Genomic DNA, 18408 nt, shown 5'->3' on the forward strand with positions numbered 1-18408 from the left:
CTGCGTACCTGATGAAGCTCTATGCACGAAGCGTCTTCCCGGTGAACGCTGATCGGTTCGAGCGCGTGTAGAAACACATCACGCGATTTTTTCACCGTCGAGAAACACGTTCTTGAGCGTCGCACCTCCGTTCCGAATGACTCGGGCCTTTGTCGCATTCCACCCGGGCGTGTTGATCACGAAGTCTTTGACCGTCGCCTGATCAACGCCCTCGTCGACGACAAGGGCTTTCATCGGCGTATCCTTGATCGTCACCTCCACGTTTTGAATCACTGCTTTCTCAACACCGTGCAACGCTGTAAGTGACCATCCGGTCGGCTTTGTTTGGACGATTTTCGTATTCGAGACGGTACATGTGCCGTCGTCGATTCGAATCGGGCGCTGTTCGTAGTAGAACTCGTCCCCAAACGAGCGATCGGTCACAACGACACAGTTGTGGATTCGTGAATTATCGCCGCCGATACGGATATTCGACGCCTGACTGTTCGCCGCGATGCAGTTCACGACCTCGACCGTCCCGTCGCCCGTTTCAGGATGCCCACCAATCACGTAGATGCCGTTGTCCGGCCACCCGCCGAACAGTGAGTTCTCGACACGGAGGTATCCTTGTGCCTTCGGATGCATCGTAATTCCCGACGTCGCCCACGAACGGCCAGCGTATGGGCCACCGTCGTACGTATCCCGTGTGTTGATCGTCTTCTGGTACGTGAGTCCACCAAAGCGAAAATCAACGTTACTTACGCGGGCTCGGGCGTTCTCCGTCGCCGGATGAATACGAAGTGGTCCCTGGCACCCGAGCGAATGCATGCCGACTTGGCGAAGCGAACGAATCTCCGATGTCCCTGCTGTATGGTGGTTCAACACCTGTATCCCTTGGTTATCCCCGCGCCAATCGAGCGTGAACCCGCCGAACACGAACTTCCCCCGATGTGGATTGTCTGGAATGCCAATTTTGAAATGCTGGGCAGGGCCGTGGAACTCGCCTGCTGTCACATCGAAGCCGTTGATTGCGTCGACACGGCCATGAACGAGGGTTGCGTTTTGGCCGATAATGCCGAGGTTCTGAAGCCCGACACGCCGAACCTGGCTGTTCATCTTGTATCGTCCTGGTGGGAAATAGAGGAGCGTATCACTCCCAATTTCGCGCTGGATGACGGGTGAGACGTCCTCATCTCCCGTCGGATCCGCACCTGCCTTCGCCATGTTCACGATATTATCGAACTTGCCGCGCCACGGCTGGGGATCGATCGATCCGAAATCACCATTCGTTGCGTTCGTGCTGTTGTTTGTCGGGCCTGCAGGGGGAACACTTCCGCTACTCGCGCCTGTCGGGAGGAGACAGCCCGATAGAGCTGTCGCTCCTACACTTGCGCCTGTCGCGAGAAACGCCCGTCTGCTGTACGATTCGCGGGTATCTGAATCAGCGGGTGGAGATGGTGTCATGGAGGGGGATCACTCGTGGTTCAGTGCGAACGTTGTTCCAAGAATATATCATTACATCTATCTAGATAAGATTTTCGTGAGTTACTGCATTTACTGATTTAAGTATCTTAGAAGTTGCAACTGTCGTGTTAGCATACGATGCTAATGAGAAAGCGTCACTGTCTAGATAAGGACGAGCAGGTTGAAGAGATAGTGATTGATACTCTCTTCGCCGGACATATCACCGTCTACTATGGTGGACTTGATTCGGTTTGATTCACTCATGGGAACGGGGAAAGCTCGAAGAAAACAATAGCTATCCCAAATATGTCACTATTATCTAAGCTCAAAACGGCAATCCGACTGCATTCCCGAGTATATCCTCTTTAATACTCAATATTTGGCTGGCTCTGACCATTCGGCTATATTAGCACTCCCTAAACTCGCCAATCGATTTACCGGTCCCAAACTATCTATCGAATTTTCGTCGATGACAAACATTATTTATCCCCAATATAAAAAACCAAACTATTAGACAGGGTTTTATTCAATAATCAAACAAGTGGATGTTCCTCTGACATAAATACCATGCTACTCGGTAACAATGGGTAGTCTCATGAGCTTTATCGCCGAGTTTGAGCTTGACACTCCGATCATGCGAGAGGCCTTATCGACAGTTCCTAAGATGGTGCTTCAGATTGAGGACCTTCACCTACCTCGGAATGGTAGTGCGAAGATCGTATTTTGGACAGACAATGGTGATTTCAAGCAGTTTGAGTTGGCACTGCAGTCTGACCCCACCACTAAAGACTATACGTTACTTACTAAAATAAATGATCGACGATTATATCGAGTAACTCTTACCGACAGGGGAGAAAACATGTTAAGTTATCCAATATGGGCGGCATACGATATTGTGTTCCTCGACTCGACCATTACACATAACGGAGCACAGATTCGAGCCCAAATACCGACGCGCAAAGCGCTACAAGAATATCGCGAGGCCTGCCAGGAGCTAGGAGTTCGGTTTCTTCTTCGGAGTCTTTATCGTGAAGAGGCAGATAATCCTACCGACCGGTTCGGTTTAACGCCGGCCCAGCGCGATGTGCTTGTGCGGGCGCATGACCAGGGGTATTTCAATGCCCCACGGGGGATTACGCTCGAGGGGTTGGCTGAGGAGTTCGAGGTCACTGCCTCCGCGCTCGGGCGACGGATGCGTCGTGCCCAGAATACTCTTATAGACCAAACGCTTCGCACTGAGATCGAATAGATAAAGTATTCAACCTGTCCTGATGGCTAATACAAAAACTCGATAGATGCGTATTAGCTTATATTGAAAACGATCACGGTTTCTTCTAAAAGCTCATTTAAAACCGTAGATGGTTACTACAGAGATTCACCTGCAAAACGGTACTCGTAGTAATTGAATGGCAAGTAGAACACCCCGGATGAAATACGAGATAGGTAAAGATGAGTTGCCGAGTGAAGCGGTTATCAGTGCTGTGGCCGCGAAATCCAATAGTGATCCAATGGAGTTGGATCCCCTCTATGAGTTCATTGCTCCGGAAGCATTAGATACCATCTTCCAACTCCAGTCTGCCAAGGAGTCACGATCCAATGACATTCACCTTGAGTTCAAGATGGAGGGTTACCGTGTGACGGTGAAAACTGAACACGTGTGCGTCCGCAGTTGATGAATAATCGCTAAGCAATTAAAAGACACCATGACTAATTACAATCATTCGCAATCTAATAACTACATTCGAGAGACATACACGGAGTATCAAGTGGGAGATTGTACGATTGCTGTAATTGCCGATCCACAGATCGAAAACGCGTGGATTAAATCGAATATCACATCAATAGTAGAACCATAATTAATTCAATGTCAGACCATCAGTCAATCGACGATACTGAAGCGTTGCGATCAGCTTTGAGAAAGGTATTGGAAGAGGCACAGTCAAACGCGGTGGAAATAGAGGGGGCGTTCACAATCCGAACGAAAATGCAGTCTCGTCCAGACTGGGAACTCCAACTCTGGCGTATCGTATGATTTCATCAACGCAAATTTAACACTCAAAGAGATAGGCATGATTGAATCAGATTATTGTTGATAGATATTTCGCAGGCAATTTAATGATGAACATTTGATCTTATATAGCAATTGGATGAATTTTTAACAGATATTTTAAAATAGTGTCGAGAATTTCTGGGAGAGCCGATTGTTAACTGGAATATCAATCAATTCTCTGTCCGTCAATGTCGGCGATTTCAATGTCTGTACTCGCTTACAATGCGGGCCGACCGTTTCCATATGTCGTGGGGTGGATAGCCTGCTGAGCGTCAAGTAGTTGCTTGAACAATTTGGACAGTACGATGATCATTAAAGACCGAACCAATCGCTCGATACCGAACTCTTTGAAGAATAGCTAAACTAGACGTGCGTTAATCGTTCGTTTGATATTGTTGGCTGCAACTGTACACATAACCCAGAGAACTGGTGAATTAGACCCGTACTTGAGAACTTTGCTATCCAAGCGTTTGATAACCAAGATAAAATTATCAATCTATGAGTGTTGCACCGCCTGTATGTATCTGCGTTTTCCTTGCCTTGTAACCAGCATCAGATAGACCTGTTTCAAGCGCGAAAACTGTATCACCAAGCATCGCCATGGCTGCTTCCCCATTTACTTCATCAACAGCCTGGATAGCTCTGTGTACATTGGGTGTCAGTAACTCTGCCTCCTGGGAGAACCGCCTTGAGGCACTCATTAGTGCTGGCAATGTAGGGGTATCTGTAAGACGCTCAAGTGCCTGTTCTCCCGCTGTTGACAACGCAGAAAGAGAGCTATCATTAGCAAGGATTGATTCTGTCGATAGGGTATCAAATACAACATATTCAATCGGAGTCACTGCAGGAATACCATCTAGTAAGTTATATTGGGGACTTCCAGGTTCACGTACGAGCCGGACACCACCACGCGCCTGACCAATGACATCACCAAGACCGGTGCCTGCTTGTACCTCTGCTACATGAGCAATTGTAATAAGTTCATTCTCTGATTTTGCCAAACCGAATTCCTGGTTTGCCGCTATAGCTGTACCAAGTGCTAGAGCTCCAGACACCCCAAATCCAGCCCCAATTGGTAGTGGTGTTTCAGCATCCACTCGCGCTGTAACTCCCAATGTATCTAATACTCGATCGACCGCTTCAACAGTTATTTGTTCATCATTAAATCGTAATATTGTACGGTTAGTGTCTGTACTACAAACATTGATTGTAACTCCATCTGATAGTGCAAGACCTGCTCCACGTGAACCCGCTCGTTTTGGGTCGTCGTGAGCATGAACACTAAAAAAGCCAGAAAGAGCCCCTGGAACAAAAACTTGTGTGCGATTATTACGCATACGTTGCCATTCTAATCACAAGAACAAATTATTTTATTCTCTTTCACGCTTAAGGCGGTAGATTATTAGTCACGCAGAGATAGTGCTGTGAAAGCGTAGCGGACAAGAATGAAATTCAGGCGCGATCAAGTTTAACACCCCGTCGGTGGCCGTTCTTCCATTGAGAGATTGGTGCGGTCACTGATGGTTGTAGTAATCGAAGAACTGTTCAACCTCTTCTCATGCGCTCGATCGACTGCCCACCCACGACGTGTGGAGACGGTTGTGGCGCATTTGAGGGTGTGAAACCACTTTTCGATGAGGTTTCGGTCGGTATAATCTGTCTAAGAAATTATATTTCTCGTGGAGTCCATGCAGAAATGCAGCCCCGGGTCAGTGCCATGGCGTCTGAATAACTGAACGTCGTAGATCAAATTTCTGTCGAGGTCGAATGCAGCTCATTAGTAACTCCACTCACCATTAATCTTAATAGCAGTCTCATCGTTAGCGGCCCGTTTCGGCTGCGCCTTGGGCGGTTCGTCAATGCTATTAGATACTCGATGAACCCACTGGAGGATCGCTTGATGGGAGCGTTCACCGCTGAATAACTGATGAATATTTTATACCTCTCTCGGTGAACACCTGATCGCGTGGGGGCAGACGACAAACGCCCCGACGGGCGTCCCCAAGAAGCGTTGATTTTTGGTGTGCGATCCAGATTTGGAGTGTTTCGTTACCGCCGCCATCCATTTACGCTCCTACCATTCACAACTCGCTGTTTCTAACGCTTTGCTGAGCAGTTTTTGGTTGAGCATAGGCTCTCAGACAAACGATCTGGTCGTTGCTCAAACTATCTCAACTAAACAGGACCGGTATAGAGAGTATATCTAAGAGTTTCAGCTATAAGCTAAATAAGTCATCTTTGAAGTGAGCGTTCGTTAGATATTAGTCACCCGTTCATATTCATCGTCAAGCGCGGCTGCATCCTCGGGTAACAGGGCAGCGACAAGATACCCAGCATACTCGCTAAAGTATTCAACTAATGTCGCAATCCGATCTGAGTCGATCGCTTCCAACGAGTCCAGCAGAATAAATGGCACCACCTCATAGACTTCATGCGCCAGGTAACCCGCAAGTGCGAATACCAATCCGGTTACTTCACGCTCGCTCTCACTCAAATGGTCAATCGTGTCTTCATAGGCCGCTCCCGACTCTGTACTTCGAATCACGTGGAGAGAGAAGACACTTTTCGTGACTTTCCGGCGTCCCTCACGAACGTCTTGCTGTGATCGTTCAATCCAAATACGCTCGAGATTCGCATAGTCAAGCAACTCAAGTACAGTCTCCATATGTGTGTTGAACTCATCGACTGCATTCTGCTCGATTTTCTCGATGCGAGTGCGGAGATCAGCTAACTCGGCTTGAATCTCCTCTCGCTCTGCTTCAAGTTGTTCTTGTTCCGCGAGCTTCGCCTCTATCTCTTCAATTTCCGCTTCAACATCATCAAGATCAGACTCAAGTCGTTCGAGTTCGAATTCAAGCTGATTCGCTTCTTTGTGGAGGTCAAGGACTTCACTGTAGTCTTCCTGTTCGAGTGCCTCAACTTCATTTTCAAGCCTCTCAATATCGTCAGTTAGGTCGGCACGTTCAGTTCTGAGTTCCTCGAGACGGTCTTTCCGATCCGCAAGCTCATCGGAATTCTGCGTAAGTTGCCGCTCGGTTTGATTACGCTCACGTTGTTTCGTCTCTATTTCGGACTTTTCACTTTGGAGGTCGCTAATTTCGGAATCTAACTCGGAACGCTCGCCAAGCGTCTCTTGCCGAAGTGTACGAAGTCGCTCGAGGGTTGCTTCGATTTCTTGTTTGTCGACTTCCGTCCCACACGTCCAACATACAACTGTTTCAGAATCAGCGACTAGCTGATCGGTAATCGATCCGCTAGAGTCCTCCTCGGAGGTTGTTGTCGGCTCGAGGGCGCTCCGAACATCGGGACTCGTCCCTTCGAGCATTTCTTCATTAAATTGGATTATTGTTTGTAGCTCATTCAGTGTTGAACTAATCCGTTGTTTGCGGTCACGACGCGTTTGGATTTCCTGTTCTATTTCTGCGGTATCTCCTGTCTCGTCTGGGAGCTGTTCTTGATTCGCCTCTAGCTCAGCAAGCTCGTCCTCAAGCGCCTCAATACTATCTTCTTCAGTACTAATTTTGAAGCGAATATTTTCGAGCGTAGAGCGAGTTTTGCGGAGTTCTTCGAGTTTTTCATCAAGTTCAGCTTTTTCATCTCGCGTCTCGCTGACGTCCGTATCTACCTCCTCGAGTTCAGTTTCTTTCGCCTCGAGTTCTGTCTGCTTTTCTTCGATTTCAGTTTCGAGACGCGTCTGTTTTTGCTCGAGTTCAGGTCGCTGCTGTTTGAGTGATTCCAGAGTCTCGAGTTCAGAGTCGAGTTGCTGTTTTTCTGATTCACATCGGTTGATTTCAGCTTGGATCGCGTCAGTGTCGACGGGACGCATGATCAAGTCACGTAGATCATCATCGCGAGCGACAGCCTGACGTGCCTCGTTCGACTCAAGCAAAAAGGCAAACAGATCGGCGAGTTCTGCATCTTCGAGATACGGATCACCGCTGGCCTTAATTACCCCATTCGCGCGGGTGAGAGTTCGTGTGTATGTCTCATCGTCAATTGTGAGTTCGACTGATCCATTATCCGCGTCACCTTTGAGTGTGGCTTGGTCGCTCCCAAGTGCCGCCATAATAGCCTGGAGAAATGACGTTCGATTGGTTGCATTTCGACCCGTAAGCACCGTCACTCCAGGAGAGAACTCCACATCTGTATGGTCAATACCGCCAATATTAGTCGCGCTCAGCTCAATATGATGCTGATCCTGTTGTGATATTCCCATAATTGGATTAGTGGGCTGGAGGTTATAAGTGAATGCCGGCTGAAAGCGGCGTGCAGCAAGGATTCGTCCATGGATCTCTACCATATGAAATCAATTAACCTAATTATAACCGTCTGCACCCCACTTCCAGAACCTTTGTTCAATGCCCCGCCACCGATATCTATCTCGGAGCACTAATCACGACAGAAAATCAGCCGTTGGGTGTCGATAATAGGTATTGCGTCCTTAGAGTACATCCTTAGAGAAGCATTATTGTCCTTTTTACTGCCGCTTATTTAGATAGCAGAAGAATAACTTAATGGTGAGTAGAGAAGGTGCTCGACCTTCGCGAGATCCGTGTTTTGGTCGATGAGATATTGGAGGACGCTGTAGAGCACTTCCCAGACCTACTGGTCGACGCAAATGAGTGAAAGATCTTAACCCGCGCACAACGAAGTGCGTCTTAATCTTGATCCTTATATCTATCGAACGTCCACACATCATATAGATGCTATTCTACTACGTCTCTTTTAGAGTAACAGAATCAAATAAGACTTGAAAAGGGTGGTAGTCGGAACTTTCCACTGCATCATGAACTTATTTCTCGTTTCACGGTAAATTGCAACTATGTCCCTCAACTATTCGATTGGCTCGCTTCTGATTCGTTTGGCCCTTGGCAGCATTATGATCATCCACGGCACTGGAAAAATGTTCTCGGTCGGCCCAGCCGCGATGTCGATAACTCAGTTTACGGGGTTTCTCGCCAGTCTTGGTATTCCAGCACCATCTGTCATTGCATGGTTCGTTGCATTCGTTGAACTCGTTGGGGGTCTCTATATTCTGGTGGGCTTTCTCACGCGTTTTGCTGCATTCGCAGTTGCAATAGATATGCTCGTTGCGACACTACTAGTTCATCTTCCAAAGGGATTCTCTGATTCAGAACTGACGATCGTCCTGTGTTTGATTTCGCTCGCTCTCGTGTCAATCGGGGCAGGCACATTATCGATCGATGAGTTCATCGGTGATAACCAGTCATCATCGATGCTTCTAGTAGGCGAGTAACAGAGCTGTGCCTTTCTGTTGAGAATCGTGTTAGGAACCCAAATCCAGATATACAGTGTGAATCTCATCATAGTACCAGTTAGGTAGTATGCTAGAAACAAAGCCTTAGGAGTGATTTGAACGCTCGACTGACTCCTTTCAAAGGAGTTGCTCTACCAGCCTGAGGAGTGGTGTATTAGTATTCAATGCTCCGATAAATATAGAAATTCAATATAATCCATTTGTTTGTCATCACCCACATACTTCGAGTTCATTTCCATGTTTTCTACAGATGAGTAAGGCGAGTGACTTGAGGCCTGACCGCGAGGCGATTCTCACTAATCAAATAGGCTGGTGGAGGTATTGAGTACTGCTTTAACCACGTATGACAGGTGACTTCAAAGCAGGTCCTGTCGTGCGAGCCGAGTTTCGAGACGATTACATGGATGTGATAAAAAGTTGCATAGTGTAATTTTACTTTTTATTACTATAGACCAATACTACTGTAGAATATAATTTTCCTAATATGTATGAATAATGAGTGATATTCAGCAGGGTTGACTCACTATGTTTGAAGAGGGATACCGAAGCGGATTGTTTGCATAGAAGTTGTTGGCTAGTTTATCCGAGACCAACTCTTCTGGCGTAAACATCATGTGAAGGGATCTCAAAGAGGAGAAAATGAGCTTAATTGCTGAGTTCGAACTCGACACACCGATCTTGCGAGAAACCCTGTCGGTGGTTCCAGAGATGATGCTTCAGGTTGAGGACCATCATCTGTCTCGGAATGGGGGTGCAAAGCTCGTGTTTTGGGCTGAAAACGGCGATTTCGAGCAATTTGAATCGGCACTGCAATCTGACTTCACGATTGAGGATTATACCTCCCTGACAGAGGTGGAGGGTAGACGACTGTATCGTGTGACGCTCTCCGAAAAAGGAGATGGCATGTTAAGTTATCCAGGATGGTCGGCATACGATATTGTATTTCTCGATTCGACCATTACACATGACGGAGCGTACATTCGAGCGCAAATACCGACGCGTGAAGCTCTTCAAAAGTATCGTGTGGAATGTCAAAGTATAGGGATCAGGTTCCTGCTTCAAAGTCTCTACCGTCAAGAGGCCGATGATTCGATTGACCGATTCGGTTTAACACCAGCGCAGCATGATGTACTTGTACGAGCACATGACCAGGGGTATTTCAATGCCCCTCGGGGGATTACGCTCGAAGAGCTAGCTAACGAATTTGAGGTTACCTCCTCTGCACTCGGGCGACGGATGCGTCGTGCGGAGAATACGCTTATTGAGCAGACGCTTTGCACAGGAGTCTAATAGCAGAAGTATCCAGTCTGTCTACCGCAAGACCCTAATCAATCTGTGCCAGCATATTCTGCAGCGAAATACGCGTTCGCTATTCTCTACTAAGTTTTACTATTTAAAACTGTAGATGATTACTACAGAAGTTCACGTAGCTCACGATAGTTAGTAGATTCACATGGCCTCTAACATGTGCCAAGTGAAACATGAGTACAGTAGCAGTGAGTTGCCGAGTGAAGCGGTCATTAACGCTATTACCACGATATCCAATTGTGGTGCCCTAGAGCTGGATCCCCTCTATAACGTTATTGAACCAGAGGCGTTGGACACCATCTTTCGTGCTCAGACTCAAAAAGAGTCGCACTCTGGTGACATCCAGGTTGCATTCTGGATGGAAGATTACCGTGTGACGGTGACTAAAGATGAAGTGTGCGTCCAGAGTCCCAAGAAACTATAATCCACTTAATCTATTAAATACTATGATAGATCGCAAGACCCCACAGTACAGTAAGTTCATTCGAGAACCATTACGAAGTATCAACAGAGAGGCTACAAGATTTCTGTGATTGCCGATCCACAGATAGAAAACGCGTGGATAAGATCAAATGTTACCTCAAGGGTAAAACCATAGTCAAAATAATGTCGGACTCTCAGCCAATTGAAAATACTGAAGCACTACGGACTGCTTTGCGAGAGATATTGGAAGAGGCACAGTCGAATGGTGTTGGAATAGAAGGATCTTATGCACTTCGAACATCGTCACAGTATCACTCAGACTGGGAATTACAGCTTTGGAGAATCGAATGAGTTCCTAAGTTCAATGAACAGATATAATGGCTTACATACGGACCCCAACATAATCCACAGGTCATTGATCGTTGCAATACCAATTCTAATCTCGATGTTGCTCGAACAGTAGCTTCAGATCGATGAATTAGAAGAGGAGCTTGATCACTCAGAGGGAGATTTGAACGATCGGAGGTGAGGCGATCGTGTACAAAATCGACTACATTGGTGGCGACGCGATCATTTGGCCACTAATTGAGACGGAAAAGAACTATGAGACAATGAGTTGTAAATAAACTTTTTACTATACTTTAGATCGTCAAAACTAACGGAGTGAGTTTTTACCCGCTGTCTCCATTGCTTTGATTCTGAGAATCAGGACATTGTTAGTCTCATCACTGTTATCGAGTTGGCCTTCGATAACCAGATTTGAGAGTGGTGTCGGTCCAACACGTACTGCATCGTCGACATGGAAGTCAGTCAGTGATCCCTGAATATGAATCTCGGCACGGCAGAGTTCTGGGTGATGAACACTATTTAGTGAAATCTGCTCGACGGTTGTGTCCTCTACTGGGTCACCGTTGCGGAGGAGTGGCACTTCGACTGCTTTGTCAAGAGTTTGTATATCGAGGGCGTTATAAGCCGTCTCGGTTGGCTTATACCCACCCTTTGGTCCAGTTACACCTTCGACGAGTTGGAGTGCTTTCAGCGATTGCATCTGATTCCGAATCGTCCCTGTATTCCGATCGATTTCTTCTGCAATGTCTTCGCCCTTGATTCTACTTTCGCTTTCACCGTGGAGGTTGACGAGTGCAGTCAAGATCGTTTTTTGGCTTGAGGTCAACTCTATTGTTGACATAGTGTGGTATCTCTGTTGTTGGGGGTTAAATCCATCTTTCGGGCAAATAGTCGATTTTTTAAGACTTTAATTTATTCAACTGACCACTAATCTACTATTACTAAGTCTCCAGATATCTTCGGCGAACTATCTTAAATTACTTTTTTAGAAGTGTTTCAGCATGGATTACCAGCAATAACATTGCATGCTATTATTCCGTCAAGTAATATTCTCTCATTTCACCTGTAGTCGGAGCAAGTCTACTCCCAGAGATCCTCAATAACCGTGTGCTATTAGACCGGACGGATGGACCACTGGTCAACAATCATCAAATTATTGTTTGATAACTTCTGCAAAAGCAAATCTCGGTGTTACGGACGTAATTTCAATCGTTACTCGCTCATCGGGTTTTGTGTCAGGAACGATTACTACGTAGCCGCGTTCAATACTAACAATTCCATCGCCCTGTTCACCAATATCATCGATTTCAACACTCCGTCGCTCTCCTTCCTCGACGGGTGGCTCAAGCCAACCATCAGGTTCGTCAGAGTTTCCGTCCGAACCGTCTGTTTTTGTTGATTGGGACGCGAGTAATGCAATTCGATACGAACCATTTTCGTGGATACGTCCATCCACTACCTCCTGCTTTGGTACTGTAATAGTGTATGATCCTTGTTGTTCTTCGATAGATTCGCTGAACAAGCAGAGCAACTCATCGGGAATCTCCATAGATCATACCATATAACACAACAGCAAAAGCATGTACCTAGTTCCCAAAAATTACGTAACTAATGGATATTCTCGATATAGCTAGTCGAACGCTATCGATGGTCATCTGAGCTTTTCAATTAACGTGAATCCATTTCTGAATTCTATTTAGCTTTCGAATCATCGACTTTCGGTCGCGCTCACAACACCCATGCCTACATGTGTGTCTGTCGCGACAACGGTGACTGGCGCTACGCCGTCGCTACAACGTAACTACATCGCAACACCAGCAAGCGTAGTGTCTACTTTCTCAACCTGTCCTTGATTCGACGCTCGAAGCCGGTTCGTAACTCAGAGCAGTACAGCTGTAGTGAGTACGACGGATTAATTCGCAGTGGGGGAATATGGACCTTAACCGACTTTCGTTTAAGCGGCTATCACGATAATAAAATGTTCGAAGGGTTTCTTAGACAATTAGCATACATATAAGTCATTTTTATTTGCGAATTCCTATTACCTAGTTTGAACGTATGTACATAGGTTTATAACTGAGTAATACTACTGGATCATATGTGGCAAAAACACAAATCCAACGTGCCCGGTCTGGTAAGATAACACCGGCGGCAAAGCGAGTTGCAACGCGCGAAAATCGTGATCCCGAATTCATTCGTAAACAAGTTGCTACTGGACAGGCCGTTATTCCGCATAATCAGACTCATGAATCTCTTGATCCGATGATCATCGGACGGGAGTTTGCCACGAAGGTTAACGCTAATATCGGCAATAGCGAGACCACTAGCGATCTCCAGGGTGAACTCCAGAAACTCCATACGGCAGTTCACTACGGAGCAGACACGGTGATGGATCTCTCAACAGGAGATGATCTCGATAAAATCCGAACGACAAACATCAGATACTCTCCTGTTCCAGTTGGTACTGTACCCATCTACGAGGCGGTCAAGCACGCAGAAAGCCCAGAAAGGATCACACACGAACTCCTGCTCGACATCATCAGAAAACAGGCACAACAAGGCGTTGATTATATGACAATCCATGCTGGCGTCCGTATGGAACATCTTTCACTAACCGATAGCCGAAAGACCGGGATCGTCTCACGGGGTGGGTCCATTCTGGCTCAGTGGATTGAAGAAAACGGCATGGAAAACCCGCTCTATACAAAATTCGAGGAGATTTGTGAAATCTTCGCCGAATACGACGTGACTTTCTCACTCGGTGACGGTCTCCGCCCAGGCTGTCTTGCCGATGCCAGTGATGCTGCCCAGTTTGCCGAACTCGACACACTTGGTGACCTTACGCGAACGGCATGGGAGCACGGTGTCCAAGTCATGGTTGAGGGCCCGGGTCACGTCCCCCTAAACCAGATTCAAGAGAACGTTGAGCGACAACAGGAGATTTGTGATGGGGCTCCATTTTATGTTCTCGGCCCGTTGGTGACTGATATCGCACCGGGGTATGATCACATCACCAGCGCAATTGGGGCAACAGAAGCCGCTCGTGCCGGAGCTGCCATGCTTTGTTACGTTACCCCAAAAGAGCATCTCGGATTGCCAGAAAAAGAAGACGTACGAGATGGTCTTGCAGCGTATCGGATTGCAGCGCATGCCGCTGATGTCGCGACTGATCAACCAGACGCCCGGAAATGGGATGATGCGCTTTCAGAAGCTCGTTACGATTTCGATTGGCAGCGACAGTTCGAATTAGCGCTCGATCCCGAGTGTGCACGGAGCTATCATGATCAAACACTTCCGGGCGACAACTACAAAGAGGCCCGATTCTGTTCGATGTGTGGTGTTGAGTTCTGTTCAATGCGCATTGATCAGGATACTCGTGACGTAGACGGTGATATGTCGTCCCTTACTGACACCACAGATTTAGAGGCCTCAACTGCTGCAGAAGTCAACCTTCCACCAGTTGGAACGCACGACACTAGTCGTATTCCAAAGAAGATTGAAATCAATGGCGTCACATTCAGATCGGAATCCCATGTTGATGACTGAATAGATATCTCTCTTTCTGTTTCTACGAAACTGACAAAGTGGCAATGGAAATGGCAATGTGATGGCCTATACGTGTTCATATCCGGTCGATTGCAACGCTGTATGCAAATACATGGCCGGAGTCGAGACCGCATCCGTGAGGTTCTTCATAATTTGGTTATATTTGTAGTAGCGCGGGGCATATGAGGACCAAAGTGTCCAACGACTACAACAATGACTGGTCGAAGTGTGATGGGACGATTACTGAATTCAGTTTCAACCGGCAGTATTTGGACACTGGCCAACAAATAATGGTCTGGAAAGGCATCACCTGCATGATGGCCTACGAAAATTTAGATGCAGAATTAATCAATGTCTTATTGAATGACGGTCGAGCCAGTCTCCGTGGCATTGCCAAAGAGTTAGAAGTCTCGGTGACAACCGTCTCAAATCATCTTGAAGACTTACAAGATACCGGTGTTGTTACAAGCTACACCCCTCGGCTCGACTATGATCCATTGGGCTACGATGTGACCGCAATCATACAACTCAAAGTGGAAGGTACGGCACTCCCAGAAGTCACTAGCCGTCTCCAAGACCAACCCCAGATGATCAGCGTATATGAAGTCACTGGCGACCATGACATCATTGCGATCGGGAAATACACTGGCACTGATGAAATGAGCCAACAGATCAAAACGCTGCTGAGTGATGTAGACATTAATGAAAGCAATACAAGCGTGGTCCTGAATGCGGCTTGCGAACACGAACAGTTCAAAATTAAAGAGGAAAGTTAAGATTGGAGAGCCACTCTATGTGAGGGAAAATTCTGACGGGGTGAAGTTCCGCCGCATGATTGCGAACGAAGACTGGTCGATATTAGTTCCATAGTTTGTTGATCAGTCATCAATGATATCGAGGATGAGCGACGGTTAGAGTAGACTGATGAAATACCGGTTGCAATCAAATCGACATTAACTGAGCAACATAGAATGTATGAGCATGCGCATAGACGTACTGGATAGTCCTCTGTCTCGTTACTAACGAGTAGAATTAATAAACCATCCAGCTACTCCACGATCTCCTCGATGAGTGTTTTTTCGGCATACTGCTGGAGTGGATAATGACTGTCGAGTTCACGTTCAATAACGAACGTGGAATCAGTGCGAGCCACTTCGTCAAGTTCTTCAAAATCAGAGATGAGCCGCTCAACGCTGTCACTATCGGGGAGCCGAGCTACTGCTATGAAATCTGTGCCACCCATCGTAAAGAAGACCTTTGTCACCCCTTCAATATCAGCGATAACCTCCCCACTCTCGGAATGAGATTGATTGTCTTTCGTGAACACTTGTACAAGAATGGTTACCCCCAACCCAAATTCGTCGAGATCAAGATCCAATCGATCATTTGTGATGACTCCTGTATCCCGGAGTTTGTTGAGGCGATAGTGAATCGTCGACAGCGGAATCTCTATGGCTTCGCTCACTGCTTCGGTACTCGTGGTTTCGAGTTCTTCGAGCGCTTTCAGAATTCGAATGTCCTTTTCGTCCATAGCGTGTTGATAACTCTCATTCGAAGTAGCTTCAAACTTTATCTTATTTCTCGCGGCTATCTCGAAGCACATACAGAGAATACAAAATCCGCTCGGAGAACTGCCGTGTTCATCCTATTATTGCCAATCCAGTGATTATCAATAGACAACACACTATGGGTGCGACACGTCAGCAACGATTTCAGATCCCTGTAGGGCTCACCATCATTGGATTGGGTTTTCTCTGGGGAGCAGGCTTCCCGGCGATCGATATCGTCGTGGCACAGCTACCGCCACTGGGTGCAGCGGGCATTCGGTACGCTGTTTCCGGTTGTATTGTCCTTATGTATGCACAAATGGTGACTGACCGGCTGCTTCCAAAAACCATTCATGAACTCCGAAATATTGGCATCGTTGGTGGATTCATGTTTGGTGGCTACCAAGCGGGATTGTACTTAGGTACACAGCACATTTCAGGGGCGATCGCGTCTGTCGTCACTACAATGTCGCCAGTCGTAGCCGCCCTCGTTGCAGTCCCAATCCTCGGCGAGTCCCGAGGCCTCCTTGATGGTATCGGATTTTGTCTTGGTCTTAGTGGTGTCGTGATCCTTTCACAACCATCAGTCGGAACCACATCCTTTTCATCAACCGCACTCGGCGTTGGATTGGTCTTTCTTGGAACGACATTATTCGCAGTTGGCTCTGTGATATTCCAGTTATTCGATGACAATACAGAACTGCCGGCTGAAGTCCTTCAAGGATGGGCAATGCTCGTTGGGGCGGCATTACTATTCTGCGGCGGTATTCTTCGCGGTGAATCGATTCCAAATGTCCAGTCTCTCTCTCCACTTGCACTTGCTTCGTTGCTGTATATTACATTAGTTGCTGGTGCGGGTGGCTATCTCCTCTACTTCCGGTTGGTACGTCAGGTTGGAGCGACAGAAACAACGTTGGTGGCGTATCTGGAACCAGTCGCAGCAACAGTCGTATCGGTGCTACTCCTTAATCAGACGATTGATTCGACGACTATTATTGGATTCCTCGGTGTTGCTGCAGGGTTTACACTTGTTAGTCGAGACACAATGCGCCGAGCAGTAGCCCGGTTCCGCACGACAGAATCAACCACGAACTCTGCATATCGGCCCGATGATAACTGATCTCCATTGGTTTCAGCAGACTGATTGTCCCATCGGTGGTAGCAATGATGGTCATTCGGCCCATGCTGGTAGTCAGGTAGAGTGATTTCATTCGGCACGTTTCCTTTCGCCCAATTTTCAGCCGGGCGACATAGAACGGCATTCTGGTAAGGCCGAATAATTATTACTGTGAGGAGATCTACCAGACGATTTATTGACTCAGTATTATGAAAACAATCGCGGATTTATCTGAGCCAATCTTCACCCCATTCGTCTAACGCGTCGAATACTGGACAGAGGCCACTGCCTTTCTTGGTCAGAGTATAGTAGCTTGCGACCGGCGATTCGAACTCTTTTCGGTTCTCGATGAACCCTTTCTCCTCTAAGTCATTGAGCACACGTGAGAGCGTATAGGAACTTGCGCCCGTCGAACGTTTTAATTCGTTAAATCGCTTTTCACCGTCGCGCAGGTCGTTGAGGACAATGAGCTTCCACTTCGAACCCATTTCCTCGATCGACCCTACAACATTGCAAACGTCCGAATTTCGCCGTTTGACCTCGGTGTTTTCATCAGCATCAGTCGATGGTGGTTGGGTTGGCATTACTTGGTTATACTCTTGTTACCTGACCTATATATAGGTTTGGTAACAAACTAGGTGATGTAATGGAACTACAACAGTCGACGGTGCTCGTGACCGGTGCCACCGGGAACATGGGCCCGTACCTGACAGACCAGCTCGTCGACAGCGGGGCCAGCGTCATCGGTACTTACATCACTGAAGCAGCAAGAGATGACGTCGAGAACCGTGCTGAGCTCGCCGACGCGGTATCGTACTACCAGGTCGATCTGACTGATCAGGCAGCAGTCGAAGCCTTCGCCGATACGATCGCCGATGAACACGGGACGGTCGATCACATCGTTTCTCTGGCCGGTGGCTTCTCGATGGGCGGCATCGACGATACCGACGGTGATGCGTTCCGGGCTGCATTGGATCGTCACGCTACGACGGCATTCCTAACCGTAAAAACCTTTGCGGACCACCTCTCCTCACAGAGTGGCGTTGTCCTGTTTAGCTCTGATCGCGCAATTGATCCAGTACCTGGAACGCTCGCTTACAACGTGGGGAAAGGTGCAGTCCGCACACTGACTGAGTCACTCGACAGTGAACTCGATGCACGAGTCAATGCAGTCGCTCCCTTTCTCATCGACGTACCCGGAAATCGAAAAGCGATGCCGGATGCCGACTTCTCGGAGTGGACGGCTCCGAATTCGGTCGTCGACGAAGTAATCCACCTGCTTTCGAACGAGGGTTTGACGGGACAGATCATCCAGATGACCAGCGGTCAGTCGAAACTCGAAGAATAA

The 18408-nt window shown here is 47.4% G+C and carries 16 protein-coding genes and 1 pseudogene; 9 read left to right on the forward strand and 8 right to left on the reverse strand.

From position 1 onward, the window contains the following. Window positions 1-78 precede the first annotated feature (78 nt). Window positions 79-1203 carry a hypothetical protein gene (locus AC1XDK_RS16525; protein WP_483351070.1) on the reverse strand — a complete coding sequence of 375 codons (1125 nt, stop codon included), beginning with the start codon at window positions 1201-1203 and terminating at the stop codon, window positions 79-81. 835 nt (window positions 1204-2038) lie between these two features. Here AC1XDK_RS16525 and AC1XDK_RS16530 point away from each other — a divergent pair. After that, window positions 2039-2692, forward strand: a complete 654-nt coding sequence (locus AC1XDK_RS16530) for a helix-turn-helix domain-containing protein (RefSeq protein WP_483351071.1) — start codon at window positions 2039-2041, stop codon at window positions 2690-2692. 157 nt (window positions 2693-2849) lie between these two features. Further along, complete coding sequence (locus AC1XDK_RS16535; protein ID WP_483351072.1) at window positions 2850-3116, forward strand: HalOD1 output domain-containing protein; 267 nt, start codon at window positions 2850-2852, stop codon at window positions 3114-3116. A gap of 868 nt (window positions 3117-3984) precedes the next feature. Here the strand turns inward: AC1XDK_RS16535 and AC1XDK_RS16540 are convergent. From AC1XDK_RS16540 to AC1XDK_RS16550, 3 genes and pseudogenes are all read right to left on the reverse strand, one after another. Beyond that, entirely contained in the window at window positions 3985-4830 is an 846-nt protein-coding gene (locus AC1XDK_RS16540; RefSeq protein ID WP_483351073.1) for a pantoate kinase, read from the reverse strand. 177 nt (window positions 4831-5007) lie between these two features. Continuing rightward, window positions 5008-5555, reverse strand: a pseudogene (locus AC1XDK_RS16545) (IS6 family transposase). A 192-nt stretch (window positions 5556-5747) separates the two neighbouring features. Further along, window positions 5748-7709: an archaea-specific SMC-related protein gene (locus AC1XDK_RS16550; RefSeq protein WP_483351359.1), complete on the reverse strand. Its 1962-nt coding sequence runs from the start codon at window positions 7707-7709 to the stop codon at window positions 5748-5750. Between the two features lie 606 nt (window positions 7710-8315). On the opposite strand from AC1XDK_RS16550, the gene AC1XDK_RS16555 reads away from it, so the two are divergent. From AC1XDK_RS16555 to AC1XDK_RS16565, 3 genes are all read left to right on the forward strand, one after another. Continuing rightward, window positions 8316-8750: a DoxX family protein gene (locus tag AC1XDK_RS16555; protein WP_483351074.1), complete on the forward strand. Its 435-nt coding sequence runs from the start codon at window positions 8316-8318 to the stop codon at window positions 8748-8750. A 660-nt stretch (window positions 8751-9410) separates the two neighbouring features. Beyond that, window positions 9411-10061, forward strand: a complete 651-nt coding sequence (locus tag AC1XDK_RS16560) for a helix-turn-helix domain-containing protein (protein ID WP_483351075.1) — start codon at window positions 9411-9413, stop codon at window positions 10059-10061. A 175-nt stretch (window positions 10062-10236) separates the two neighbouring features. Then, window positions 10237-10503, forward strand: coding sequence for a HalOD1 output domain-containing protein (locus AC1XDK_RS16565; protein WP_483351360.1), 267 nt, complete (start codon window positions 10237-10239; stop codon window positions 10501-10503). 654 nt (window positions 10504-11157) lie between these two features. Here AC1XDK_RS16565 and AC1XDK_RS16570 read toward each other — a convergent pair. Together AC1XDK_RS16570 and AC1XDK_RS16575 are read right to left on the reverse strand one after the other, a co-directional pair. Next, window positions 11158-11691 (reverse strand): TrmB family transcriptional regulator, encoded by a 534-nt coding sequence (locus AC1XDK_RS16570; protein WP_483351076.1) that lies wholly within the window; start codon window positions 11689-11691, stop codon window positions 11158-11160. A 312-nt stretch (window positions 11692-12003) separates the two neighbouring features. Beyond that, window positions 12004-12399 carry a TRAM domain-containing protein gene (locus tag AC1XDK_RS16575; protein WP_483351077.1) on the reverse strand — a complete coding sequence of 132 codons (396 nt, stop codon included), beginning with the start codon at window positions 12397-12399 and terminating at the stop codon, window positions 12004-12006. A gap of 566 nt (window positions 12400-12965) precedes the next feature. On the opposite strand from AC1XDK_RS16575, the gene thiC reads away from it, so the two are divergent. Then, window positions 12966-14396, forward strand: coding sequence for a phosphomethylpyrimidine synthase ThiC (thiC, locus tag AC1XDK_RS16580; protein ID WP_483351361.1), 1431 nt, complete (start codon window positions 12966-12968; stop codon window positions 14394-14396). 317 nt (window positions 14397-14713) lie between these two features. Next, window positions 14714-15172 (forward strand): HTH-type transcriptional regulator Lrp, encoded by a 459-nt coding sequence (lrp, locus tag AC1XDK_RS16585; protein WP_483351362.1) that lies wholly within the window; start codon window positions 14714-14716, stop codon window positions 15170-15172. 272 nt (window positions 15173-15444) lie between these two features. Here the strand turns inward: lrp and AC1XDK_RS16590 are convergent, their stop codons facing one another. Beyond that, window positions 15445-15927, reverse strand: a complete 483-nt coding sequence (locus AC1XDK_RS16590; protein ID WP_483351078.1) for an Lrp/AsnC family transcriptional regulator — start codon at window positions 15925-15927, stop codon at window positions 15445-15447. A 155-nt stretch (window positions 15928-16082) separates the two neighbouring features. On the opposite strand from AC1XDK_RS16590, the gene AC1XDK_RS16595 reads away from it, so the two are divergent. Next, a complete protein-coding gene (locus AC1XDK_RS16595) occupies window positions 16083-17063 on the forward strand; it encodes a DMT family transporter (RefSeq protein WP_483351079.1) in 981 nt (326 codons plus the stop codon). Window positions 17064-17287: 224 nt separating this feature from the next. On the opposite strand, the gene AC1XDK_RS16600 is transcribed toward AC1XDK_RS16595, so the two are convergent. Beyond that, a complete protein-coding gene (locus AC1XDK_RS16600) occupies window positions 17288-17644 on the reverse strand; it encodes a winged helix-turn-helix transcriptional regulator (protein WP_483351080.1) in 357 nt (118 codons plus the stop codon). A gap of 62 nt (window positions 17645-17706) precedes the next feature. On the opposite strand from AC1XDK_RS16600, the gene AC1XDK_RS16605 reads away from it, so the two are divergent. Continuing rightward, window positions 17707-18408, forward strand: a complete 702-nt coding sequence (locus AC1XDK_RS16605) for an SDR family NAD(P)-dependent oxidoreductase (RefSeq protein WP_483351081.1) — start codon at window positions 17707-17709, stop codon at window positions 18406-18408.

It is taken from the genome of Haladaptatus sp. HS23, from assembly GCF_056892285.1.